At 64.7% G+C, this 22,448-nt stretch carries 17 protein-coding genes; 12 read left to right on the top strand and 5 right to left on the bottom strand.

The window, feature by feature from the left end; translation table 11 throughout:
* The first annotated feature begins 41 nt into the window (after window positions 1-41).
* From pbpC to XH91_RS18625, 5 genes are all read left to right on the top strand, one after another.
* The gene (pbpC, locus tag XH91_RS18645) at window positions 42-2,192 is read left to right on the top strand and encodes a penicillin-binding protein 1C (protein WP_245477152.1); all 2,151 of its coding nucleotides are present in this window, start codon (window positions 42-44) and stop codon (window positions 2,190-2,192) included.
* 50 nt (window positions 2,193-2,242) lie between these two features.
* Complete coding sequence (locus XH91_RS18640) at window positions 2,243-3,985, top strand: ArnT family glycosyltransferase (protein ID WP_128951917.1); 1,743 nt, start codon at window positions 2,243-2,245, stop codon at window positions 3,983-3,985.
* Window positions 3,986-4,819, top strand: a complete 834-nt coding sequence (locus XH91_RS18635) for a phosphatase PAP2 family protein (RefSeq protein WP_128951916.1) — start codon at window positions 3,986-3,988, stop codon at window positions 4,817-4,819. It begins immediately after the preceding gene.
* Window positions 4,820-4,881: 62 nt separating this feature from the next.
* Complete coding sequence (locus tag XH91_RS18630) at window positions 4,882-5,613, top strand: glycosyltransferase family 2 protein (RefSeq protein ID WP_128951915.1); 732 nt, start codon at window positions 4,882-4,884, stop codon at window positions 5,611-5,613.
* Window positions 5,610-5,948, top strand: a complete 339-nt coding sequence (locus XH91_RS18625; RefSeq protein ID WP_128951914.1) for a lipid-A-disaccharide synthase N-terminal domain-containing protein — start codon at window positions 5,610-5,612, stop codon at window positions 5,946-5,948. The genes XH91_RS18630 and XH91_RS18625 overlap by 4 nt, the downstream gene beginning before the upstream one ends.
* Before the next feature lie 13 nt (window positions 5,949-5,961).
* Here the strand turns inward: XH91_RS18625 and XH91_RS18620 are convergent, their stop codons facing one another.
* Together XH91_RS18620 and metC are read right to left on the bottom strand one after the other, a co-directional pair.
* Window positions 5,962-7,644: a Na/Pi cotransporter family protein gene (locus XH91_RS18620; protein ID WP_128951913.1), complete on the bottom strand. Its 1,683-nt coding sequence runs from the start codon at window positions 7,642-7,644 to the stop codon at window positions 5,962-5,964.
* A gap of 104 nt (window positions 7,645-7,748) precedes the next feature.
* Window positions 7,749-8,933: a cystathionine beta-lyase gene (metC, locus tag XH91_RS18615; RefSeq protein WP_128951912.1), complete on the bottom strand. Its 1,185-nt coding sequence runs from the start codon at window positions 8,931-8,933 to the stop codon at window positions 7,749-7,751.
* A gap of 372 nt (window positions 8,934-9,305) precedes the next feature.
* Here metC and XH91_RS18610 point away from each other — a divergent pair, with 372 nt between their 5' ends.
* The 7 genes from XH91_RS18610 to XH91_RS18580 all read left to right on the top strand — a co-directional run bounded on the left by XH91_RS18610 (window position 9,306) and on the right by XH91_RS18580 (window position 19,142).
* Window positions 9,306-10,322, top strand: a complete 1,017-nt coding sequence (locus tag XH91_RS18610; protein ID WP_128951911.1) for an amino acid ABC transporter substrate-binding protein — start codon at window positions 9,306-9,308, stop codon at window positions 10,320-10,322.
* A 24-nt stretch (window positions 10,323-10,346) separates the two neighbouring features.
* The gene (locus XH91_RS18605; protein WP_128951910.1) at window positions 10,347-11,552 is read left to right on the top strand and encodes an amino acid ABC transporter permease; all 1,206 of its coding nucleotides are present in this window, start codon (window positions 10,347-10,349) and stop codon (window positions 11,550-11,552) included.
* Complete coding sequence (locus XH91_RS18600; RefSeq protein WP_128951909.1) at window positions 11,549-13,069, top strand: amino acid ABC transporter permease; 1,521 nt, start codon at window positions 11,549-11,551, stop codon at window positions 13,067-13,069. Before XH91_RS18605 ends, XH91_RS18600 begins: the two co-directional genes overlap by 4 nt.
* A gap of 11 nt (window positions 13,070-13,080) precedes the next feature.
* Window positions 13,081-13,821 carry an amino acid ABC transporter ATP-binding protein gene (locus XH91_RS18595; RefSeq protein WP_128951908.1) on the top strand — a complete coding sequence of 247 codons (741 nt, stop codon included), beginning with the start codon at window positions 13,081-13,083 and terminating at the stop codon, window positions 13,819-13,821.
* 90 nt (window positions 13,822-13,911) lie between these two features.
* Complete coding sequence (locus XH91_RS18590) at window positions 13,912-16,149, top strand: O-linked N-acetylglucosamine transferase family protein (RefSeq protein ID WP_164933813.1); 2,238 nt, start codon at window positions 13,912-13,914, stop codon at window positions 16,147-16,149.
* 100 nt (window positions 16,150-16,249) lie between these two features.
* The gene (locus XH91_RS18585) at window positions 16,250-18,496 is read left to right on the top strand and encodes an O-linked N-acetylglucosamine transferase, SPINDLY family protein (protein ID WP_164933814.1); all 2,247 of its coding nucleotides are present in this window, start codon (window positions 16,250-16,252) and stop codon (window positions 18,494-18,496) included.
* 109 nt (window positions 18,497-18,605) lie between these two features.
* Window positions 18,606-19,142, top strand: a complete 537-nt coding sequence (locus XH91_RS18580) for a hypothetical protein (RefSeq protein WP_128951907.1) — start codon at window positions 18,606-18,608, stop codon at window positions 19,140-19,142.
* Window positions 19,143-19,165: 23 nt separating this feature from the next.
* Here the strand turns inward: XH91_RS18580 and XH91_RS18575 are convergent, their stop codons facing one another.
* The 3 genes from XH91_RS18575 to XH91_RS18565 form a co-directional block, all read right to left on the bottom strand.
* Window positions 19,166-20,200, bottom strand: a complete 1,035-nt coding sequence (locus XH91_RS18575; protein WP_128951906.1) for a cysteine synthase A — start codon at window positions 20,198-20,200, stop codon at window positions 19,166-19,168.
* Window positions 20,201-20,283: 83 nt separating this feature from the next.
* Window positions 20,284-21,513, bottom strand: a complete 1,230-nt coding sequence (locus tag XH91_RS18570; RefSeq protein ID WP_128951905.1) for an SAM-dependent methyltransferase — start codon at window positions 21,511-21,513, stop codon at window positions 20,284-20,286.
* 94 nt (window positions 21,514-21,607) lie between these two features.
* Complete coding sequence (locus XH91_RS18565) at window positions 21,608-22,444, bottom strand: DUF1365 domain-containing protein (protein WP_128951904.1); 837 nt, start codon at window positions 22,442-22,444, stop codon at window positions 21,608-21,610.
* Window positions 22,445-22,448: the final 4 nt, after the last annotated feature.

Here is a 22,448-nt window from a genome sequence, read left to right as displayed (position 1 = left end):
CGTCATGCCCGGGCAGAAGCGCGAAGCGCGTCTTCGCGCAGATGTCCCGGGCATCCACGGAGCTTGGCCCGGCTGAGAAGAACGTGGATGGCCCGGACAAGCCCGGCCAAGACGGAGCAAGGGGTTGGGGCCATCGTCTCCTCTCCATCGCCGCATGCACTCTCATGCTCGCCATCATCGGCTTCGTCGGCTGGGTCTATTCCCTCGGCCCGCTGCCGCTCGACGAGGCGCGCCGTGTCTCGACCACGGTCGTCGACCGCAACGGAAAACTGCTGCGCGCCTATGCGATGGCGGACGGGCGCTGGCGTCTGCCTGTCGATGCCGAGGCCAATGTCGATCCGACTTACCTGAAGCTGCTGTTCGCTTATGAGGACCAGCGCTTCTATGCCCATGACGGTATCGACCCGCTGGCGCTTGGGCGCGCGGCGGTGCAACTGGGCACGCGCGGCCGCATCGTGTCGGGCGGGTCGACCATCTCGATGCAGCTGGCGCGGCTGATGGAGCCGCGGCGGCAGCGCTCGCTTTACGCAAAGCTGCACCAGATCGTGCGCGCGATCGAGCTGGAGCGGGCCCTCAGCAAGGACGAGATCCTCGACCTGTACCTCGCGCTTGCGCCCTATGGCGGCAACCTCGAAGGCATACGGGCCGCATCGATCGCCTATCTCGGCAAGGAGCCGAAGCGGCTGTCGCTGGCGGAAGCGGCGCTGCTGGTCGCGTTGCCGCAATCGCCGGAGACGCGCCGGCTCGACCGCTTCCCGGAAGCCGCGCGCATCGCGCGGGATCGTGTGCTCGATCGCATGGTCGAGGAGCACGTGGTCAGCCTGGATGACGCGAAACAGGCCAAGGCCGTGCCGGTGCCAAAGCTGCGCAAGCCGATGCCCATTCTGGCGCCGCATTCGGCCGACAGCGCGCTGGCAACGGTCAAGGACGCGCCCGTTATCAAGCTGACGCTGGACTCAAATCTGCAGAAAGTGCTTGAGCCGCTGGCACGCGACCGTGCCGTTGCGCTGGGGCCGAACATCTCGGTCGGCATCATCGTCGTCGACAATGACAGCGGCGACGTGCTGGCGCGCGTCGGCTCGGCCGATTATTTCGACGAGAGCCGGGCAGGGCAGGTCGACATGACCCGAGCCATCCGTTCGCCGGGCTCGACACTCAAACCGTTCATCTACGGCCTCGCTTTCGAGGACGGCTTTGTTCATCCCGATAGTCTGATCGACGACCGGCCGGTGCGCTTCGGCTCCTACGCGCCGGAAAATTTCGACATGACGTTCCAGGGCACCGTGCCGGTGAAGAAGGCGCTTCAATTGTCGCTGAACGTGCCGGCGATCGTGCTGCTCGACCGCGTCGGCTCGAGCCGGCTGGCCTCGCGGCTGCGGCAGGCCGGTGGCAATCTGGTTCTGCCCAAGGACGAGGCACCCGGCCTTGCCATGGGCCTTGGCGGCGTCGGCGTCACGCTTCAGGATCTGGCGCAACTCTATGCAGGTCTCGCCCGGCTCGGAACGACCAGGCCATTACGCGAGATCATGGTTGCCGGGGACGATCGCGAGCCGATGCGGCTGCTGGATCCAGTCGCGGCCTGGCAGGTCGGCAATGTGCTGCTGGGAACCCCGCCGCCGGAGAATGCGGTCCGTAACCGCATCGCCTTCAAGACCGGCACCTCCTACGGCTATCGTGATGCCTGGTCGGTCGGCTTCGACGGCCGCATGACCATCGGCGTGTGGGTCGGCCGGCCCGACGGCGCGCCGGTTCCCGGCCTGATCGGCCGCGTTGCCGCTGCACCGATCCTGTTCGATGCCTTCGCGCGGACCGGAAAGACGTTAACCCCGCTGCCCAGGGCGCCCAAGGGAACCCTGATTGCCAGCAACGCGAAGTTGCCAATACCGCTGAGGCGGTTCCGCCCCGTGGGGGAACTCGTCCGGACCGGCGGCGAACAGGCGCTCCACATCCAATTCCCGCTCAACGGTTCCCGGGTCGATGTGGATCGATCGGCTGGCACCGAGGCTGCCGCCATGCCCATCAAGGTGGCCGGTGGGGTGCTGCCGATGACTGTCATGGTCAACGGAACCGCGCGCGGCGAGATCGATGGACGGCGCCAGCGCCTGATCGATCCTCCCGGCCCGGGCTTTGCAAGGCTGACCGTGATCGACGCCACGGGCGCCGCGGACACAGTTGTCATTCGAATTCAATGAGAGCGGCTCAAGCGGTTGTGGCGATGGCGGTTTCAGCGTAAGCGGAACCAATGGCCGAGACCTATCCGACTCCCCGATTTGGCGCGCCCCGAGAGCCGAAAACGCCCGTGAATCCGGGCAGCCGGCTCGTTCTGATGCTCGACTTCGTCACCGCCAGCCACGCCCGCGCCGTGAGCTTCCTGGTGTTGTGCGCGCTGCTGCTGTTCCTGCCCGGTTTCTTCACCATCCCGCCCGTCGACCGCGACGAGGCACGGTTCGCCCAGGCCACCAAGCAGATGGTCGAGAGCCGCGACTATGTGGACATTCGCTTCCAGGAGGACGTTCGCTACAAGAAGCCGGTCGGCATCTACTGGTTGCAATCCGCGGCGGTCGAGCTTGCGACGGCGCTGAAGCTGCCCAAGGCCGAATTGCGCATCTGGGTCTATCGGCTGCCCTCGTTGATCGGTGCGATCGGCGCGGTGCTGATGACCTATTGGACGGCGCTGGGCTTCGTCACGCGGCGCGCGGCGGTGCTTGCCGCGCTCCTGATGGCCGCCTCCGTGCTGCTCGGCGTCGAGGCGCGCCTCGCCAAAACGGACGCCGTGCTGCTGTTCACAGTGATCGCGGCAATGGGCGCGATGTCGCGCGCCTATCTGTCCTGGCAGCGTGCCGAGGACGACGCACATCCGCCGTGGAGCTGGCCCGCGATCTTCTGGACCGCGCTCGCGGTCGGCATTCTGATCAAGGGCCCGCTGATCCTGATGTTCGCCGGGCTTACCATCATCATGCTCGCGATCCAGGACCGCGATGCCTCCTGGCTGTGGCGCTTGCGCCCGGTCTGGGGCCTGATGTGGATGCTGGTGCTGGTGCTGCCCTGGTTCGTGGCGATCTTCTGGCGCGCCGGCGATGCTTTTTTCGCGGACTCCGTCGGCGGCGACATGCTGAGCAAGATCGGCGCGCAGGAATCCCATGGCGCTCCGCCCGGCGTCTATCTGGCGCTGTTCTGGATTACCTTCTGGCCCGGCGCGCCGCTCGCGGCAATGGCGGCGCCAGCCGTGTGGCGAGCGCGGCGTGAGCCCGGCGCGCAATTCCTGCTGGCCTGGCTGATCCCGTCCTGGATCGTGTTCGAGGCGGTGCTGACCAAGCTGCCGCACTACGTGCTGCCGCTCTATCCCGCGGTTGCGATCCTCACCGTCGGCGCGCTGGAGCGGAACGTGCTGTCGCGCTCCTGGCTCGCACGCGGCTCGGCCTGGTGGTTCGCCATTCCCGCCGGCGGTTCGATCATTGCGGTGGTCGGCGCCGTCATGCTGACGCGGCAACCGGCTTTCGTGGCCTGGCCGTTCATCGCGGCCTCGCTGATCTTCGGTCTGTTCGCCTGGTGGCTGTTCGACACCAATCGCGCCGAGCGCTCCGTGCTCAACGCGCTGGTCGCCGCGCTGATGCTGGCGGTCGTGGTCTACGGCATCGTGCTGCCCTCGCTAACGCCGCTGTTTCCCAGCATCGAGATCGCGCGCGCGCTGCGCAACGTGACCTGCGTCGGACCCAAGGCGGCCTCGGCCGGCTACGCCGAGCCGAGCCTCGTCTTCCTGACCGGGACCCAGACGCTGTTGACCGACGGATCGGGAGCTGCCGATTTCCTCAGGCAGGGAAGCTGCCGGTTCGCGCTGGTCGAGCAGCGCTCGGAGCGCAGCTTCGTGCAGCGCGCCGAGGCGATCGGGCTGCGCTACAAGGTCGGCGCGCGCATCGACGGCTATAATTTCTCGCAAGGGCGCGCGATCTCGATCTCGATCTTCCGTTCCGAAGGCACCGAGTAAATGTCTGTTGCGCCGACCATCGCACCGCGCGCCGGCTACCCCGCGCAGCTGCTGGCGGTCGCGGGAGGCGCGCTGGTGCAGCTCGTGCGCGCACCCTCCCATTCGCGGCGCGCCGCGGCCGCGCGAAAACTGGCGCGGCATTCGCTGTGGCTCAGCGCGGCGGGAGCGGCTTTGGTCATCGTGCTGATGGTCGCGTTCGACCAGGCCGAGATCCAGCTGATGCCGGCGCGTGGCACGGCGTGGCTGTGGCCGATCCGCATCCTCACCGATTTCGGCAAGGACGAGTATGTCCTCATCGCGCTCGCCATTGCGCTGGTGGCGGTCGCACTCTTTGCGGCGGGGCTGCGCGGCACACGCCGCAGATTGTTGCTCGGTTTTGGCACCAAGCTGCAATATGTGTTTCTATCCGTCGTCCTGTCGGTGTTCGTCGCCGAGATCCTGAAATTCGTCATCGGACGCGGCAGGCCCTTTGTCGGCGGCAAGGCCAATCCGTTCAACTTCGTTCCGTTCCAGGGCACGGAGGCCTATTTCAGCCTGCCATCCGCCCATGCGGTCACGGCGTTCGCGCTTGCCTTTGCAGTCTCGGCGCTCTGGCCGCGGCTGCGCGTATACATGTTCATTTACGCTGCTCTGATCCTCCTGACGCGCCTGGTGCTGCTCGCGCACCACCCGAGCGACGTCACGGCCGGCGCCCTGGTCGGGATCGTCAGCGCCATGGCCGTGCGCTACTGGTTTGCGGCCCGCAGGCTTGGATTTGCCATCCGCGCCGACGGCACCATCGTGCCGCTTCCGGGACGCCTCAAAAGGGTTGCCCGCGGCCCATCCGCCCCATAAAAGCGGCTGCTTCCGGGCCCAAGGGTTCCCGGAGCGGGCCAATCCAACCACGAGCTTTCGATTTGTCGTCCCAGCCTTCGGTTTCCATCGTCGTCCCCGTGCGCAACGAAGCCGACAACATTGTGCCCCTGATCGAGGAGATCACGGCCGCGCTCGATGGCCGCTGGGCCTATGAGATCATCTATGTCAACGACGGCTCGACGGATGCGACCGGCGAACGGCTCGCGGCGATCATGAGACAGCGCGGCAATCTGCGGCAGCTTTGTCACGCAAAATCCGGCGGCCAATCGGCCGCGGTTCGCAGCGGCGTGCGTGCGGCGCGCGGGAGCATCGTGGCGACGCTCGACGGCGACGGCCAGAACAACCCCGCCTTCCTGCCGGACCTGATCGCGGCGGTCGAGAAAGGCGCGAATGTCGGGCTTGCCGCCGGACAGCGCGTCGGGCGCAAGGACACCGGCTTCAAGAAATTCCAGTCGCGCATCGCCAACAAGGTCCGCAACGCCATCCTCAAGGACGGCACGCGCGACACAGGCTGCGGGCTGAAGGCGTTCCGCCGCGAGGTCTTCCTGATGATGCCCTACTTCGACGGGCTGCATCGCTTCCTGCCGGCGCTGATGCGACGCGAAGGATTTGATATCGCCTATGTCGACGTCATCGACCGGCCGCGCCATTCCGGCGTGTCCAATTACGGCTTCTTCGACCGGCTGTGGATCGGGATCATGGATCTCGCCGGCGTGTGGTGGCTGATCCGCCGCAAGAAGCCGACGCCCGAAGTGACTGAGGTGAACGCATGATCATCCAATACGGCCAGGCGCTGAGCAATTATTTGTACGACGTCTTCGTCGCTAAGTTCGATTTCTGGCTGGCGTTCGGCCTGGTCGCGCAACTGTTCTTCACCGCGCGCTTCCTGGTGCAATGGATCGCGAGCGAGCGGGCCGGCAACAGCGTGGTGCCGATCGCGTTCTGGTTCTGCTCGATGGGCGGCGGCCTGATGACGCTGGTCTACGGCGTCGTCAAGCGCGAGCCAGTCATCATCCTCGGACAGGCACTGGCGACGATCATTTATGTCCGCAACATCATGCTGATCATCAAGAACCGCGGCCGCTCGTCGAAGACGCTGGGGCGCTGATCCCTGGCCCTGGCTAGCGTGGCAGCGCCGTCGCGCCTGAGGCGGGCAGGGCAGCCGTCTCTGCCTCGGTCCTGGGCTCGCCGGCCGCATCCAGCACAGGATAGGCCACCGAGCAGATATGCGAGTGGATGCGGCGCAGGTCGCGCAGCACGTCCAGATGCAGCGATGTCGTCTCGATCGTCTCGGGGCGGCCCTCGCGCAGGCGGTCGAGATGACGCTCGACAGCGGCGAGCTCGGTGTTCTTGAGCGCCGTCTTCTCCACCAGCAGCTTGCGGGCCTCGTTGGCATCGCCCGACATGAACACGCCGAAGGCGATCCGCAGCGAATCCATCGTGCGCTTGTGGAAGGCGGCAAGCTCGTCCGCGCCCTCGGGCGAGAACTGGAAGCGGCGCTTGATCTTCTTGGTGGCGAGCTCACTCAGATTTTTGTCGATGATGTCGCCGATGTGCTCGAGGTTGATGGCGAAGGAGATGATCTCCATCGCACGCCGGCCCTCGCTTTCGTCAAGGCTGCCGCGGGTCAGCTTGGTGACGTAGAGCTTGATGGCCTCGTCGAGGCTGTCGACGATGTTGTCCGTCTTCGAGACCTGGTCGACCAGCGAACGGTCGCCGGTCATCATCGCCGCCATCACCTTGCGCAGCATGATCTCAACCAGATCGCCCATGCGCAGGGTCTCGCGCGCGGCATCGGCGAGCGCAAGCGAAGGTGTCTCCAGTGCGGTTTCGTCGAGATAGCGCGGGCGCGCCGGGTCGGTTTCCCGCACGCGATCCGGCAGCAGCCGGGTGAGCAGACGCGACATGGTGTCGAGCAGGCCGACGAAGAGGATGGCCGTGCCGACATTGAAGGCGACATGGAAGGCGGCCGTCATCCGGGCGAGATCCGGCTGCCAGGCATGCATGTGATCCGCGATCGTGCCCAGGAAGGGCAGGACCAGGGCGATACCGACCACGCGATTGATGAGATTGCCGACCGGCAGGCGGTAGCTCGCAGGATCGTCGCGCCGTGCGCCTTCGAACACGGGGTTGATGGCGCTGCCGAGATTGGCGCCAAGCACCAACGCCAGCGCAGCATAGGGCGTGATGAACTGCGAATAAGCCAGCGACATGATCAGCAGCACGCTGGCGACGCTGGAATGCACCAGCCAGGTGAGGAGGGCGGCAATCACGATGCACAGGACGGGATCGCCCGTGATCGCCGTCATCACCACCCGCATGCCGGGCGCATTCTCCGCCGGCGCCAGCGTGTCGAGCAGGATATGCAGCGACAGGAGCATCAAGCCGAGGCCGATACAGACGCGGCCGATGTCCTTGATCCGCGAGCGCGGGCCGGAACGGAAGGCGACGAGGCCGAGCACGAACAGCACGGGCGCGACAGCGGCGATGTTGAACGACAGCACCTGCACGATCAGGGTCGTTCCGACATTGGCCCCGAGCATGATGGCAAGCGCGGCGACGAGGCTGAGCAGCCCCTCGGCGGCGAAAGAGCTGGTGAGCAGGGCCGTTGCCGTGCTGCTCTGGAGCAGCGCGGTGAGGCCAAGGCCGGCGGCGAAGGCGCTGAAGCGGTTGCCGAGGGCTTTGCCGAGCAGATGCCTGAGGTCAGGACCGAACGCGCGCAGGATTCCGCTGTGGACCATATGCAGGCCCCACAGCAGCAGCGCCACGCCCCCCATCAGATCGAGCAGAACCAACGTACCCATTCTCCGTATCCGGACTTGGAGTCGAAGGGGTCAGGCTAACGCCAAACGTCGTCGGATCAACCCCTTGTTGGCGCGTCAGCGGGCGAGATGCCTCCTCGGCAGGCTCACATGGCCGCGTTGAAGGCAGCGAAGCCGCGATCGAGATCGGCCTTGAGGTCGTCGGTGCTCTCAAGCCCGATGTGGAGTCGCAGCGTCGGGCCGCCCGGCGTCCATTTGGTCGCGGTGCGGTAAGCATCGCAATCGAAGGGAATTGCAAGGCTCTCGAAGCCGCCCCATGAAAAACCCATGCCGAACAGCTTGAGCGTATTGAGCATGGTGTCGACCGCCGCCTGCGGCGCGGGCTTCAGCACGATGCTGAACAGGCCGGAGGCGCCGGTGAAGTCGCGCTTCCAGATCGCGTGGCCCGGATCGGTCTCGAGCCCCGGATGCAGCACGCGCGCAACCTCGGGCCGGCCAGCGAGCCAGCGCGCCATCTCCAGGCCTGAACGATGATGTTGCGCGAGCCGCACCGACAGCGTGCGCAAGCCACGAAGCGCAAGGAAGACGTCATCGGGGCCGGCGCAGACGCCGAGCAGGCGGATGCCTTCGGACACTTGCGGCCAGGCCCTGGCATTGGCCGAGATCGTGCCGAACATGATGTCGGAATGGCCGCCGATATATTTGGTTGCGGCCTGCATGCTGATGTCGACGCCCTGTTCGAGCGAGCGGTGATAGAGCGGCGTCGCCCAGGTGTTGTCGTCGATGACGAGTGCGTCACGCGCATGCGCGACGTCGGCGATGGCGCGAATGTCGGGCATCTCGAAGGATTGCGAGCCCGGCGCCTCGACCAGCACGGCGCGGGTATTGGGCTTGAACAGTTTCTCGACGCCGGCGCCGATCAGCGGATCAAAGTAGGTGGTCTCGACGCCGTAGCGGGCGAGCATGCCGTTGCAGAAATTGCGCGACGGCCGATAGATGTTGTCGACGACCAGGATGTGGTCGCCGGTCTTCAGCACCGAGAGCAGGGTGGTCGAGATCGCCGACAGGCCCGAGGGCACGATCCCGACGCCGGCGCATTGCGGCCCCTCCAGCGCCATCAGCGTGTCCTGGAACGCCCGCGTGGTCGGGGTGCCGTGACGGCCATAGGTGAACTCGCCCCGATGGGCGTGCAGGTCCTCGGCGGTCGGATAGAGCACGGTCGAGCCGTGGAACACGGGAGGATTGACGAACCCTTTCTGCGCCTTGGTGTCGCGGCCGGAGGTCACCAGGCGGGTTTCGGCGTGCTGCTCTGCAGGGTGCGAGGAATCCATGCGTCTGCTTTCAAAAAACCGTTTCCGCCGGGCGCGGATCGCACGGCCGGGGCGGCCTCGGGGCCGCGATCGTTAATAACAGAGCACAGAAGAGTCTCGTCAACCCCTTGACCCGGCTCGCCAGTCGTTCTGTGATGCGCAGGTGCTATTCAGTCGCCGCATGTTGAGGGGCCTGCCGCGACCTTCGATCCATCGTCTGACCGGACCTTGCGCCACACCCACAACGGCGGGCGCCTGCGGCGGGGATTAAGGTATGGCCTCCTTGGGATGGGCGGGTGTTCGGCAAGGTTTTCCAGCATGACTCTTGCAAGGGCGCATCCTTGCAGGGATTCCGTTCCTGACCTTGAGACGACTTTGAAAGGCTTGAAGCCCATGAAACGCGTAACTCTGGCTCTCACTCTTGCTCTCGCCGCCGGCCTGTCTGCCCAAGCTGCCGACGCGCAAACGCTCAAGACCGTCAAGGATCGGGGCATGTTGTCCTGCGGCGTCAGCCAGGGCCTGCCAGGCTTCTCCTCGCCCGACGACAAGGGCAACTGGACCGGGCTCGACGTCGACGTCTGCCGTGCCATCGCGGCCGTGGTCCTGAACGATCCAACCAAGATCAAGTTCGTGCCGCTGTCGGCCAAGGACCGCTTCACGGCGCTCCAATCCGGCGAGATCGACGTGCTGTCACGCAACACCACATGGACGGTTTCGCGCGACACCTCGCTCGGCGCCAATTTCACCGGCGTCACCTATTATGACGGGCAGGGCTTCATGGTGAAGAAGTCCCTCAAGGTCAATTCCGCACTCGAGCTGAACAGCGCCTCCGTCTGCGTCCAGACCGGAACCACCACCGAGTTGAACCTTGCCGATTACTTCAAGGCCAACAACATGAAGTACGAGGTGATCGCGTTCGGCACGATCGACGAAGCGATCAAGGCCTACGAGTCGGGGCGCTGCGACGTCTTCACCGACGATTCGTCCGGACTCTATGCCAGCCGCCTCAAGCTGACGAATCCCGCCGATCACGTCGTGCTGCCCGAGATCATTTCGAAGGAGCCGCTGGGTCCGATGGTGCGTCACGGCGACGATCAGTGGTTCGACATCGTGAAATGGACGCTGTTTGCGATGGTCTCGGCCGAGGAACTCGGCATCACCCAGAAGAACGTCGACGAGATGGCGAAGTCGGACAAGCCGGAGCTGAAGCGGGTGCTCGGCACCGACGGCAATCTCGGCGAACAGCTTGGCCTCACCAAGGACTGGGTGATCCGGATCGTGAAGGCCGTCGGCAATTACGGAGAGTCGTTCGATCGCAATGTCGGCGAAGGCTCGCCGCTCAAGATCAGCCGCGGCATCAACAATCTCTGGACCAAGGGCGGCCTGCAATACTCGCCGCCGATCCGCTGATCGGCAAAGCCGCAGGCTGCGCCGATGGGCGTCGAGGCCCGGAAACCGCCACCGCAGATCGCGCTGAAGCTGAGGCGCGCGCTCGGTGGCAAGGCAGGCTGGAACGGGGTCGCCGTCCAGCTTGTCTTTGGCGCGATCCTGGCCTGGATTGCCTATGAGATCATATCGAACGCCCGGACCAACCTGGAAACCCAGCACATCGCCGCCGGCTTCGGGTTCCTGCAAAACAGCGCCAGCTTCGATGTCAATCAGACCCTGATCTCCTATTCGGGGTCCGATACCTATTTCCGCGTCTTCGTCGTCGGCGTCCTGAACACGCTGCTGGTCTCGGTGGTCGGCATCTTCTTCGCCACGGTGATCGGTTTCGTCGTCGCGCTCTGCCGTTTGTCGCCCAACTGGCTGGTGTCGCGCGTCGGCGGTCTCTACGTCGAGGCCATCCGCAACCTGCCGCTGCTGTTCCAGATCCTGTTCTGGTATCTCGCTGTGCTCGCGGCGCTGCCGGCGCCGCGGCAAAGCGTGTCGGTCTTCGGCACCTTCTTCCTCAACAATCGCGGCGTGATCGTGCCGTCGCCGCTGGCTCAGCCGGGCCTTGTGCCCTTCCTTGCCGTGCTGGCTTTCGGCATCGTCGCCTCGCTCGCATTGCGCATCTTTGCGAGGCGGGCGCTGTTTGCGCAAGGCCGCGTGCTCCGGATCTGGCCGTACGTGCTGACACTGCTCGTCGGGTTGCCGATCGTCACGATTATTGCGTTCGGCGCGCCCTTGACGTTCGAATTTCCTCAACTCAAGGGATTCAACTTCGCCGGCGGCGCGCGGATCATTCCGGAATTCGTCGCGCTGACCGTTGGACTGTCGACCTATACCGCGGCCTTCATCGCCGAGATCGTCCGCGCAGGCATCCTGTCGGTCCATACGGGGCAGATGGAGGCGGGCTCCTCGCTGGGCCTAAGTCGCGGTGCGACGTTGCGGCTGATCGTGGTGCCGCAGGCGATGCGCGTGATCGTGCCGCCGCTGACCAACCAGTATCTCAACCTCACCAAGAATTCCTCGCTGGCCGTGGCCATCGGCTACCCCGATCTCGTGTCGGTATGGGCCGGCACGTCGCTGAGCCAGACGGGTCAGGCGATCGAGATCATTGCCACGACGATGGGCGTCTACCTCCTGATCTCGCTCTTCACCAGCGCCGTCATGAGCATCTACGGCTGGCGCATCAGCCGGAGTCTCGGCGCATGACCGACATCACGGCGTCATCCTTCGTCCGTCAGGACCTGGTTGCCGAGCGTCCGGCGCCGGTCAGGACCGCAGGCTTCCTCGGCTTCGTGCGCACGCGCCTGTTGAACTCGCCGACCAATATCCTGCTGACGATTCTCGGCCTGTTGCTGGTCTGGTACACCGTTGTTCCAAGCATCAAGTTCCTTCTGGTCGACGCGGTCTGGAGCGGCAAGGACCGCACGGCCTGCCTTGCCGAGAATGCCGGCCGTCCGGTCGGCGCCTGTTGGCCCTTTATCCAGGCCAAGTTCACGCAGCTTTTCTACGGCTTCTATCCCGAGGCCGAACGCTGGCGGGTCAACCTGACCTTCGCGATGGGCGCCGTGCTGCTGCTGCCGCTGCTGATTCCGCGTCTGCCGGCCAAGAGCGTGAACGCCGGGCTGTTCTTCTTCGCCTTTCCCGCTGTCGCATTCTTCCTGCTGCATGGCGGCGGCATGGCGGGCTTCGGCGTGAGCTGGGTCGCAGACCTCCTGCAATTGTTCGCCGACAGCATCAGCGGAGCCGGTGAGGTCGTGGTCGGTCTGAGCAAGTCCTCGGCCGCCGGCCCGGCACTCTGGGCGATCGGCAGCGTCATCGCGTTGGTCGGCACGTTGCTGCATTGGGTGATCTTTCCGCTGACCTGGCTGCGCGACCAGATGCAGGCGGCAGGACAGGGGCCCTGGCTCGACTTCCTGATCACGGCCGTGGTCGTCTCGGCCGTCCTGTTCGTGCTCGGTGGCGGAGCGCGTGCCGGATCGCGGCCGCTGATCACAAGCCTCGCAACGTTCGTCGGAATTGCGGCCGTGATCAAGCTGATGGGGCTCGATCGCGGAGGCTTGCCGATCGTCGATACGCGGTTGTGGGGCGGGCTGCTGGTGACCCTGGTGATCGCGATTACCGGCATCGTGGCGTCACTGCCGATCGGCGTCGCGCTCGCGCTCGGCCGGCGCTCGACCATTCCCCTGATCCGGATCTTCTCGATCACCTATATCGAGTTCTGGCGCGGGGTGCCGCTGATCACGGTGCTGTTCTTCGCGACCTACATGCTGCCGCTGTTCCTGCCGGGAAACTTCACCGTCGACGGCCTGGTGCGCGCGCTGATCGGCGTTTCCCTGTTCACCGGCGCCTATCAGGCCGAGAACCTGCGCGGCGGTCTGGCGGCGGTGCCGCGCGGGCAGGGAGAGGCGGCCTCCGCGCTCGGCCTGTCCTGGTGGAAGACGACCTCGCTGATCGTGCTGCCGCAGGCGCTGCGCCACGTCATTCCCGCCATCGTCAACAGCTTCATTTCGCTGTTCAAGGACACCTCGCTGGTCTCGATCGTCGCGCTGTTCGATCTGCTCGGCTCGCTGCGGGCCTCGTTTGCCGATCCGGTCTGGACCACGCCGTCGACCGCCTTCACCGGATTCGCGTTTGTCGGCATCATTTACTTCATCTTCTGCTTTGGGATGTCGCGTTACTCGCTCTTCGTCGAGCACCGCCTCAATGCCCACCGCCGCAACTGATCGAGGCCCCCATGTCCGCAGGTCCCATCGTCAACATTTCCGGCCTCAACAAATGGTACGGCGAGTTTCACGTGCTCCGCGACATCGACCTCGCGGTCAACAAGGGCGAGCGCATCGTGATCTGCGGCCCCTCGGGCTCGGGCAAGTCGACCTTGATCCGCTGCATCAACGCGCTCGAGGAGTTCCAGGAGGGCGAGATCGTCGTCGACGGCATCGAGCTCGGGCCGAACCTCAAGCATGTCGACGCGGTCCGCCGCGAGGTCGGCATGGTGTTCCAGAGCTTTAATCTGTTCCCGCATCTCACCGTGCTGGACAATTGCACGCTGGCGCCGATCTGGGTCCGCAACATTCCCAAGAAGGACGCCGAGGAAACCGCGATGAAATTCCTGGAGCGGGTCAAGATCCCGCATCAGGCCAACAAGTTTCCCGGCCAGATGTCCGGCGGCCAGCAGCAGCGCGTCGCCATCGCGCGCGCGCTGACCATGAACCCGAAGGTGATGCTGTTCGACGAACCGACCTCGGCGCTCGATCCCGAAATGGTCAAGGAGGTGCTCGACACCATGGTCGACCTCGCCGAGGAGGGTATGACCATGCTTGTCGTCACCCACGAGATGGGCTTTGCCAAGGAAGTCGCCAACCGCGTGGTGTTCATGGACGCCGGCCAGATCATCGAGGCCAACACGCCGAAGGAATTCTTCGCCGCGCCCCAGCATGCCCGCACCAAGCTGTTCCTGAGCCAGATCCTGCGCTGATATCGGGGGTATCCCGGGGGCGACGCCGTTCGGCCGGCCGGCCGTGCGAATCAGCTAGACTCTCCGTCGGCCATCCCGTGGAGAGCGACCTTGCAGAGCAGCGCCGGCGCACGCGCATTCCAGAACGCGCGATTGCAGAAGAAATTCAAGAAGCAGGCGGAGGCCATCATCTCCGCTGCGAACGCGGCCTATGGCCAGGGCCGGCATGCCGAGACCGAGGCGCTCTGCCGCCAGATCCTGAATGAGCTCCCGGAGCATTTCAGCGCTCTGCACCTGCTCGGCTTGTGCGCGTTCTCTGGGCAGCGCTTCGAGGCGGCGAGACAGGCTTTCAGTCAAGCCGTGGCTGTCGATCCGCGTTCGGCACAGGCCCTGTCCGATCTGGGAGCCACGCATTTCGCGCTCGGGCAATACGAGGAGGCGCGCGCGTCCCTGCAAAAGGCCATTGGGCTGAAGCCGAATTTCCCGATGGCCTTGGCCAATCTCGGCAATGCCCTGTTGCACCTGAACCGGGTCGCCGAGGCCATCGAAACGTATGATCGCGCGATCAAGCTGAAGCCCGACTATGTCGATGCGCTGTGCAATCGCGGCCTGGCGGAGCTGGCCCTGCAACAGTTCGATCGCGCCAGGCAGAGCTTTGATCGTACCTTGCTGTTTCAACCGCGACACGTGGAGGCGCTGGTCGGCAAGGGCCTCGTCAATATCCAGCTCAAGAACTACGACGAGGCCAAGAGCGCCCTTGAAGCGGCGCTCGCGCTCAGGCCGGGCTCGGCGAAGATCCTGGCGAACCGTGGACGGGTCAATCTCGAGCTGTCGAGGCTGGAGCAGGCCGCGGCGGATTTTGACGCTGCGCTCGCGCTGTCTCCAAGGCTCGAGGTCGCCTTGGAGGGGAAGGCCCAGGTCGCGCTCAGCAAGGGCAATACGGCGCAGGCGATGCTGGCCTGCACCACGCTGCTCGAGGAAAATCCGGGCTCCGCGGTGGCGATGGCACTGCTGAGCGCCTGTCTGGCAAACCAGGGCGAGATCGCATCGGCGGTCGAGCTTCTCGACGCTGCGATCGCCATCGCGCCGGATGCCAGCTTGATCGGGCGCAAGATCTTCTTTCTGGATTATCTCGGCGAGGCCGATTTCGCGGTTCAGCAGGCCGCGCGAAAGCAGTGGTGGGACGTGATCGGCGTCAGATTGCCGCAACGGCAGCTTGCGCCGCGCCAGCTCGATCCCGACAGGCGGATCGTGATCGGTTATGTTGCTGCCGAGTTCTGGTACCATTCGGCGGCGTTCACCCTGCTGCCGGTGCTCAGTCATCACGATCACGCCAAATTCGAAATCATCTGCTATTCGTGCGCGCAGGTGCGGGATGAGATGACCGCCAAATTCCAGTCCCTGGCGGATGTCTGGGTCGAGGCCGGGCAGCTTTCCGACGACCAACTGGCCGATCGCATCCAGGCCGACAAGGTCGATATCCTGGTCGACGTATCCGGACATACGACCGGAAACAGGCTCCATGTCTTCGCCCGCAAGCCGGCCCCGATCCAGGTCTCGGGCTTCGGGCATGCGACCGGGACGGGCCTTCAGACGATGGACTATGTGCTCGCGGATCCGGTCTTCATTCCGCAATCGGCGCGCCATCTGCTGGCCGAGAAGGTCCATGACCTGCCATGCCTGATCACGATCGATCCTATCCTGGACGTGCCGCCGTCGGAGTTGCCCATGCTCCGCAACGGCTATGTGACGTTCGGGGTGTTCAACCGCATCTACAAGATCTCGGACGAGGCGATCCGGGTGTGGTCGCGCATCATGCGCGACGTGCCGGGATCGCGGATCATCGTAAAGCATACCCTGCTCGACGATCCCCTGGTGCGCGACGGTCTTGTTGCGAGGTTCGCGGCGCAGGGCATCGCCGAAGCAAATGTCACCTGCCTCGGCTCCTCGCCGCGCCACGAGCATCTGCGCGCCTTCTCCCAGATCGATATTTCGCTCGACACGTTCCCGCAGAACGGCGGCATCAGTACCTGGGAATCGCTCTATGCGGGCGTTCCCGTCGTGGCCAAGCTCGGCAACGGCGCATCGTCGCGCGCCGGCGGCTCGATCGTCGCCGCAGCCGGCCTTGGCGAATGGGTCGCGGACGATGATGACGGTTATGCCGCGATCGCCTGCAAATATGCAGCGCAGCCGGAATATCTGGCGAAGCTGCGGGCGGATCTGCCGGCTCGGATCGCAGCCTCTGCGGCCGGCAATGTCGAACACTATGCGCGCGAGGTCGAGGCGGCCTATCGCAAGTTCTGGCGCGACTATTGTGCGGCGACCGCGGCCGGCGGCGACGTCCCTTAGTCCCGTGTCGAGCACCGGGAAATCCCGGGGGGCGCTGGGCCGGCTGACCGGCCGGGCGAATCAGTTAGACTCTCGCTAGGGCATCCTCCGGAGAGCAACCTTGCAGAACAGCGGCGGCGCGCGCGCATTCCAGAACGCGCGATTGCAGAAGAAGTTGATGAAGCAGGCGGATGCCGTCATCTCCGCCGCGGCTGCCGCCTATGGCCAAGGCAGATATGCCGAGACAGAGGCGCTATGCCGGGAGGTCCTGAAGGCGCTCCCGGATCATGTCGACGCCCTGCATCTGCTCGGCATGTGCGCGCATGACGGCCGCCGGCTGGAGGAGGCGCAACAGCTGCTCGAGCGCGTGATTGCGCTGGATCCGCGCCTGCACGATGCCCACAACAACCTCGCGACCGTGCATTTCGACCTCGGCAATTACGAGGAGGCGCGGCGATGCCAGGAGAGGGCCATTGCGCTGAAGCCGAATTTTGTGGTGGCGCTCACCAACCTCGGCAATACGCTGATGCATCTGGGGCAGTACGAACAGGCGCTCGAGTTGCACGAGCGCGCAATCAAGATCAAACCCGACTATGCCGATGCGTTCTGCAATCGCGGCATGGTCGAGATATTGCTTGGGCAGCTCACGCGCGCCAAGGAGAGCTTCGATCGCGCCCTGCTGTTTCAGCCGCGTCACGCCGAGGCCATCGTCGGTAACGGCATGGTCAGCATGGATCTCCGGCATTACGACGAGGCGGCAGCCAAGCTTGCCATGGCGCTCGCGATCAAGCCGGGCTCGCCGAGGATTCTGGCCCAGCGTGGGCGGCTCAGTTACAGGTTGCAGCGTCTCGAACCGGCGCTTGCTGATTTCGAGGCGGCGCTTGCGATCTCGCCCAAGCTCGAACTGGCGCTCCGGGGAAAGGCTCAGGTCTGCGTCGTGATGGGCAGGACCGCGCAGGCGATTGCCGCCGCAACGGCCCTGATCGAACAAAATCCGCGCTCCGAAATGGGGCTTGCGCTGATGGGCTTTGCGCATTCGAACCAGGGAGAGATGGACGCCGCGATCGAATATCTCGATCGCGCGCTGGCGATCCGGCCGGACTATGAGGACGCGATCAGGGGAAAGATCTTCTTGCAAGACTACCGCGCCGAGGCCGATTTCGCGCTCCAGCAGGCGGTACGACGGGATTGGTGGGACTTGATCGGCTCAAAGCTGTCGCGGCTGAAGCTGCCGAAGCGGCCGCTCGATCCGGAAAAGCGGATTGTGGTCGGCTATGTCGCTGCCGAATTCCGGCATCACTCGGCGGCCCTGACCCTGCTGCCGGTGCTGCGCAACCATGATCGCGCCAAATTCGAAATCATCTGCTATTACTCTTGGCCGGGAGCCGACGAGTACACCGCCGCGTTCAAGTCGATGGCGGACGTCTGGGTCGACGCCTGGGGCCTCTCGGACGACGAATTCGCCGATCGCATTCAGGCTGACAATGTCGACATCCTGATCGACGTATCCGGCCATACGACCGGTAACAGGCTGGCGGTTTTCGCTCGGAAGCCTGCCCCTATCCAGGCCACCGGCTTCGGACACGCGACGGGCACGGGCATACCGACCATGGACTACGTGCTCGCGGATCCCATTTTCATCCCGCCTTCGGTTCGGCATTTGTTTGCCGAAAAGATCTACGATCTGCCATGCCTGATCACGATGGAGCCTGTCACCAATCTGCATCCCGGCGAACTGCCGATGCTTCGCAACGGCTACGTCACATTCGGCGTGTTCAACCGCATCTACAAGATATCGGATGATGCGATCCGGGTGTGGTCGCGCATCATGCGCGAGGTGCCGGGATCGAAGATCATCCTCAAGCACGGTCTGCTCGACGATCCCTTGCTGCGCGACAGTCTGATCGCGCGTTTCGTGGCGCAGGGCATTGCCGAGGAGAACATTACGTGCCTCGGCAGCACTTCGCGCGACGACCACCTGATGGCCTTTGACCAGATCGATATCTCGCTCGATACGTTTCCGCAAAATGGCGGCATCAGCACCTGGGAATCCCTCTACAAGGGCGTTCCCGTCGTCGCCAAGCTCGGCAACGGTGCCTCCTCGCGGGCCGGCGGCTCCATCGTGGCCTCCGTCGGGCTCGGCGACTGGGTCGCCGACGACGATGACGGCTATGTCGCGATTGCGTCCAAGTTTGCGGCGCAGCCGGATTATCTGGCGAAGTTACGCGCGGGATTGCCGGCCCAGATCGCAGCCTCGCCGGCCGGCAATGTCGAGATCTACACGCGAGAGCTCGAAGCGGGTTACCGCCGGTTCTGGCGGGACTATTGTGCGGCGGCTTCGGCCTCCGGCGAGGACTCCGAAACCTAAAGTTTTACGCGACTTCATCGCCGGCCAATAACCATGCCGATGATGACGCCCGCCGCTTCACGCGTCCGAAAGCTCTTTTTGCGCAAGTGGCGCAAAAGGGGAGCGTCAAATGCTCGGTTTCGTGTTCGGCCTCAATGCGCGCCTGGGGCGATTGCATTTCTTCCTGGCCACGGTTGCGCTGGCGATCGTGATGACCGCGATCTGCTTTGCAATTGCGATGGCCATGCTGCGCACGACGTCGCCGAGCATGGTCCGCCCCGAGGACCTCACCCGAAATTGGGCCATCATCGGCGCGATCGTCTGCTTTGGTCTTGCGACCTTCATGTTGCAATCGATGCGCATCCGCGACATCGGGTGGGATCCGGTCTGCGTCATCCCGGCCTGGATCGCGCTCATGATCGTCGATCACGTGGTGGCGGGGCGGTTTCCGGCCTGGGCCATCGGCGGGGAGCATCAGGGCACGATGGTCGGCGGGTTGGTCAATCTCGGCCTGCTGCTGGCGCTCACCTTCTGGCCGAGCGCCGGCAGCGGGGCCGTCTACATCAACCCGTTCGAGCCGCCCGCGCGTGCGGCCGGCAAGCCATCGGCGTCCGACCAGCGCCTGGCGCGCGTGTCGCAAGGCTCGGCGCGTCCGGGCTGGAGCTGAGCGGCTGGAGCCGACGGCTCGGGCTAGACGAACGGCAGCTTGATGTTGCTGCGCTTCTCGAGCCATTCCGGCACGGGCAGGTTCTTGGCGCGCATGAAGTCGGCGTTGAACAGCTTCGATTGATAGCGGCTGCCGGAATCGCAGAGGATGGTGACGATGGTCTTGCCGGGCCCGAGCTGCTTGGCGAGCCGCATCGCGCCGACAACGTTGATGCCGGTTGAGCCGCCGAGGCACAGGCCTTCGTGCTGGAGCAGCTCGTAGATGACAGTCACGGCTTCGGCGTCCGGAATGAGATAGGCATCGTCGACCTTGGCGCTCTCGACGATCGCGGTTTTCCGGCCGAGCCCGATGCCTTCCGTGATGGAGTCGCCCGGGCTCGCCTTTGCGGTGCCGGTCCGGAAGTACTCGAACATGCCGGCGCCGTGTGGATCGGCGCAGGCAATCCGGATGTCCTTGTTCTTTTCTTTCAGAAAACGGCTGGTGCCGGCGAGGGTGCCGCCGCTGCCGACCGAGCAGACGAAGCCGTCGACCTTGCCGCCGGTCTGCGCCCATATCTCGGGACCGGTCGAGTCATAATGCGCCTTGGCGTTGTCGAGGTTGTTCCATTGGTCGGCGAACAGCACGCCGTTCGGCTCGGTCTTGCGCAGCTCGTCGGCAAGACGGCGACCGACATGCTGGTAATTGTTCGGATTGGAGTAGGGCAGCGCCGGAGACTCCAGCAGCTGGGCGCCGCACAGCTTCAGGAAATCCTTCTTCTCCTGGCTCTGCGTCTCCGGGATCACGATCAGCGTGCGATAGCCGCGGGCGCTCGCGACCACCGCGAGACCAATGCCGGTGTTGCCGGCCGTCGCTTCCACGACGAGGCCGCCCGGCTTCAGCTCGCCGCGCTTCTCGGCTTCCTGGATCATCCATTTGCCGGCGCGATCCTTGACCGACTGGCCGGGATTCATGAACTCGGCCTTGCCGAGAATGGTGCAACCGGTCAGTTCGGATGCGCGCTTGAGCTTGATCAGCGGGGTGTTGCCGATGGCGTCGACAACGTCGTTTTTGATGGTCATGTCAGGCAATTACCAGCTGGAGGCGAGAAGTCGTCAGACCCTAAAGTAGGGTCGCCAGCCACACAAGGCGAGGGCGCCAACTCTTATTGCTGCTTTGCGAAGATGACCTGCCGGACGTCGATATTGCCGGACAGGAATCCGGCCTCGCAATAGGCCAGATAATATTCCCACAGCCGCCGGAACCGGTCGTCGAATCCGAGGGGAGCGAGAGCCGGCCATGCCGCGCGAAAATTATTCCGCCATGTGGCGAGCGTCTTGGCATAATCTTGCCCGAAGATGCGCTCGCGGATGACGGGTATGCTGAAACGGTCCCCGAGCGATTTCAGCACTTCGGGCGAAGGCAGCATGCCACCTGGAAAAACATAGCGCTGGATGAAGTCGACCTCGCGCCGGTAGCCCTGGAAAAGCCGGTCCTGGATCGTGATGGCCTGGATGCCTGCCAATCCGCCGGGCAGCAGCCGGTCGCGCAGCTGGGCGAAATAGCGCGGCCAGAATTCCTCGCCGACCGCCTCGATCATCTCGATCGAGGCGATCCGGTCGTAGCGATCGCGTTCGTCGCGATAATCCTGCAACCGGATCTCGACTTGTTCGGCGAGGCCTGCCTCGTGGATCCGCCTCTGCGCAAAATCGCGCTGCTCGGTGGAGATGGTCAGGCCCACGACGCGCGCGCCAAACGTCTTGGCGGCAAATTCGGCGAAGCCGCCCCAGCCGCAGCCGATCTCGAGCAACTTCTGGCCGGGCTTTAAGTCGAGCGCCTCGGCGAGGCGGCGGTATTTGTTGGTTTGCGCTGTCGTGAGGTCGGTGGTCGAGCCCTCGAACAGCGCCGAGGAATAGGTCATGCTCGGATCGAGCCAGGCGGAATAGAACGCATTGCCGATGTCGTAATGAGCGTGGATGTTGCGCCTCGCCTGGCGGCGCGTGTTGCGGTTGAACCAGTGCTGCACCATTTGCACGAACCGCATCAGCGGCTTGTCGCGCAGCATCGCCTGAATCAGGTCGTGGTTGACGCAGAACAGGTAGAGAAACTGGGTGAGATCGGGCGTGTCCCAATCGCCGGCGAGGTAGGCTTCGGCGATGCCGATGTCGCCGCCGTTGATCAGGCGCGATGCGAAGCCGTAATTGTGCAGCCGCATCGCGGCTTCCGGACCCGGTTCGTGTCCGCCGAGCCGGATCACCCGGCCGTCGGGCAGAGTGACGTCGAGCGTGCCGCGCCGCAGCCGCGACCCGAAGGTCAGCGCAAGGCGAACGATGCGCGGCAGGTCGGCGAGCACCGTCTCGACGTCATCAGGTGTCACCGAAATGGCATTGGGCATCGGCAGATCCATCACCTCAACGGATACTGTCCGACCGCGAGCCGAGCGCGCCCATCCCGCTCTGTTGCTTGATCCGAGCGCGCCCCGCAAACGGTCAGCGACCAACAATATAGGGGCGCGATTTACCGCGCGCCAAGATGGTTTCGTCGCTGCGCTGCCCTGCGGTATCGGGGCGTGGCACCAGGCGGGCTCCCTTCAGCCAGAGCCGCAGTGCTTCCCAGTGGATCGCCGCCATCACCTTGAGGCTGACGAGCGGCAGGCTGAAGAAGGATCGCAGCAGGGCAGGCGAAGTCAGAGCCTTGCGGCGGCCGCTGAAGGTCGCTGCGAGTAGCGGGCCATCATCGTCGGTCTCCAGGATGCGCAGCTTGACCGTGTCGGACGGCGGCAGCACTCGGAAATGGTAGCGCATCGCCATCTGCACGAAGGGCGAGACGTAGAACAGCTTGTCCTGTTGCTGCCGAAGACCCGCGGCGTTCAGCTCGCCGGCCCTGACAGGCAGGATGTAAGGATGAATCTCGCCGAATGTGTTGCGGACCTCGTAGATCACCAGCACCAGCTCGCCATCGGCGTCACGGCAAAAATAGACCGAGAGCGGATTGAAGCCGTAGCCGAGCAGGCGGGGATAGCACAGCAGCTCGACCCGGCCGCCGCCGAGGTCGATGCCTTCAGCGGCGGCACAGCGCTCCGCATAGGCTCGCAGCGAGGAGCCGTCACGCGGGCCGTGGTCCTTCTCGTGGAAACTGTAGAGGGCGGTACGGTTGACACCGAACAGCGCCGATTGCCTGTCCGCCTGGTCCAGTCGGTCGAGATCGATCAAGAGGCTCATGACGCGGTAGCTGAAGCGATGTCCCATGGGCTTGAGCCGCGCATGCATGACGTCGCCGAAATAGAGCGCGGCGGCCTCCGATGCTGGGTGGGCTTTCCTCACCATCAAG

Source organism: Bradyrhizobium guangzhouense (assembly GCF_004114955.1).
GTDB classification, from domain to species: domain Bacteria; phylum Pseudomonadota; class Alphaproteobacteria; order Rhizobiales; family Xanthobacteraceae; genus Bradyrhizobium; species Bradyrhizobium guangzhouense.
This window is presented reverse-complemented; position numbering and strand designations above follow the sequence as displayed.

Coding starts and splice junctions, on each gene's coding strand:
- pbpC (WP_245477152.1), top strand. CDS start 42: ATGTCCCGGGCATCCACGGAGCTTGGCCCGGCTGAGAAGAACGTGGAT.
- XH91_RS18640 (WP_128951917.1), top strand. CDS start 2,243: ATGGCCGAGACCTATCCGACTCCCCGATTTGGCGCGCCCCGAGAGCCG.
- XH91_RS18635 (WP_128951916.1), top strand. CDS start 3,986: ATGTCTGTTGCGCCGACCATCGCACCGCGCGCCGGCTACCCCGCGCAG.
- XH91_RS18625 (WP_128951914.1), top strand. CDS start 5,610: ATGATCATCCAATACGGCCAGGCGCTGAGCAATTATTTGTACGACGTC.
- XH91_RS18620 (WP_128951913.1), bottom strand. CDS start 7,644: ATGGGTACGTTGGTTCTGCTCGATCTGATGGGGGGCGTGGCGCTGCTG.
- metC (WP_128951912.1), bottom strand. CDS start 8,933: ATGGATTCCTCGCACCCTGCAGAGCAGCACGCCGAAACCCGCCTGGTG.
- XH91_RS18610 (WP_128951911.1), top strand. CDS start 9,306: ATGAAACGCGTAACTCTGGCTCTCACTCTTGCTCTCGCCGCCGGCCTG.
- XH91_RS18605 (WP_128951910.1), top strand. CDS start 10,347: ATGGGCGTCGAGGCCCGGAAACCGCCACCGCAGATCGCGCTGAAGCTG.
- XH91_RS18600 (WP_128951909.1), top strand. CDS start 11,549: ATGACCGACATCACGGCGTCATCCTTCGTCCGTCAGGACCTGGTTGCC.
- XH91_RS18595 (WP_128951908.1), top strand. CDS start 13,081: ATGTCCGCAGGTCCCATCGTCAACATTTCCGGCCTCAACAAATGGTAC.
- XH91_RS18580 (WP_128951907.1), top strand. CDS start 18,606: ATGCTCGGTTTCGTGTTCGGCCTCAATGCGCGCCTGGGGCGATTGCAT.
- XH91_RS18575 (WP_128951906.1), bottom strand. CDS start 20,200: ATGACCATCAAAAACGACGTTGTCGACGCCATCGGCAACACCCCGCTG.
- XH91_RS18570 (WP_128951905.1), bottom strand. CDS start 21,513: ATGCCCAATGCCATTTCGGTGACACCTGATGACGTCGAGACGGTGCTC.
- XH91_RS18565 (WP_128951904.1), bottom strand. CDS start 22,444: ATGGTGAGGAAAGCCCACCCAGCATCGGAGGCCGCCGCGCTCTATTTC.